2 protein-coding genes and 1 pseudogene are annotated in these 1714 nt (G+C 32.7%); all 3 read right to left on the reverse strand.

Annotation, left to right across the window (positions count from 1 at the left end):
• Positions 1-231 (reverse strand): annotated as a pseudogene (locus AC15TD_RS03070) (hypothetical protein); the annotation flags it as partial.
• A gap of 50 nt (positions 232-281) precedes the next feature.
• Positions 282-1163, reverse strand: a complete 882-nt coding sequence (locus tag AC15TD_RS03075; protein WP_484450672.1) for an IS3 family transposase — start codon at positions 1161-1163, stop codon at positions 282-284.
• On the reverse strand, positions 1133-1504 hold the full coding sequence (locus AC15TD_RS03080; protein ID WP_092470243.1) for a transposase: 372 nt from the start codon (positions 1502-1504) through the stop codon (positions 1133-1135). Before AC15TD_RS03080 ends, AC15TD_RS03075 begins: the two co-directional genes overlap by 31 nt.
• Positions 1505-1714: the final 210 nt, after the last annotated feature.

The raw sequence follows: 1714 nt of genomic DNA on the forward strand, positions 1-1714 counted from the left end.
AGTTCCGTTATAAGATTCAACTTTTCCCTCTAAAATGCAAAATGCTCCACGTCCAGGTTTTGATGAAATTATTTTAAATCCGTTTCTGTTCACTTGTCCGATAAACGCTTTTTTTGTCCACTCCGAAACAAGAGAGTCTGTTATTAATGTGTTTTTTTCCAATTCAGACAACGCATCTGAACTTTCTTTTTTGAGTTCAAATTGATAATTATTAGTCGGAAATATTTTCATTTTTTGTCAAATGTCTAGTCCTGAAATATGGCTACAGGTTAAAATTGAATTTACGCTGATAATTTATATACCATATTAGGTGTTTTATAATCTAAAGATAAATGTAATCTTATTTCGTTGTATAAATTAATTGCATTTTTTGCAGCTCTTTTTGCGTGAGCCACGTTGTCAAAGGTTTGGTCAAGGTAAAATTCATCTTTTAAGATGCCGTTTACACGTTCCGCCATCGCATTTTCGTAACAATGATTTTCTTCAGTCATACTAATATCTATCTTTTTTCTTTTTAAAGTCTGTGTGTATTGATTGCTACAATACTGTATTGCTCTATCTGAATGATGTATGAGTCCATTAGTGTTTTTAGCTTGGTAAATGGCCTTATTAAGTGCTCTTACACATCCTTTTAATTCCAAGCTATCACTGATGTCATAACCCACTATTTTGCGAGAATGCATATCTGTTATTAAAGCCAAGTAACAAAAGCCTTTTACGGTTCTAATGTAAGTGATATCAGATACCCAAACTTGGTTAGCTCTAGTAACTTCTAAGTCTTTTATGATGTTATTATATTTATAAAAACGATGATAAGAGTTAGTTGTTCTAGCACTAGTTTTCTTTCTAAGTGTAAGCATATTATGTTTTCTAAGGACATTAAATAGCGTATCTCTACCGACTTTTAAGTTAGCTTTTATAAAATCATCTTTCAATGATTTTTCGAGTTTACGCACGCCTTCTCTAGGAAGGGATTTGCGTCTTTCTCTAACAATTTCAATAATCTGTTGTTCTATTTTTAAACGCATATCAGCTCTAAATTTGTATTTATAATACGCATCACGTTTAAGCCCAAAACAATGGGTTATGGTCGTTAAAGAAGCAAATCCCTTAGATTTCTGTTCAGCTTTTACTAAGGCTTTATGCTTAACTTTTTTTTTAATTCAGCTACAGATTTATAGCCAAGATCTTCGGCAGCTACTTCCAGATATGAATCTAATACCAAAGCATCTAGATCCTTTTTATACAGTAGTTTTTTGAGCTGTTCAATTTCCTTTTGAAGAGCTTTGATTCTTGATATTTCGTCTTTAGTTTCCACTTTTACTCTGGTGTTCATTAAGTCTTTACGATTGTACTTTTTAATCCACTCATTAACGGTTGTAGGCGCAATAGAGTAGAGTTTACATAGTTCACTCTTTGTGTGTTTTCCGGTTGTAAGTTCGGCTAAAATTTTCAGTTTAAAAGGTTCTGAATACCGTCTAATTACTTTGTCATTTTTGTACATAATGTTTAAAATTATGTAGCCTTTATTCAGGACGGGTCATAATGAAGCACAACGTGTTTGTGTATGGCTAGTTGCGTTGGCGAAACTAAGTTCGTAAAAGAAAACGAACCAGTAGGAAAATCCGCTAGGATTTTCCTAGTATACACAAACCAAGCAATTGGTTATAAACGTTGTTGTAACCTGTGCTTTCTATTTCCCTAGTTTCAAAAT

The organism is Yeosuana sp. (genome assembly GCF_057126245.1).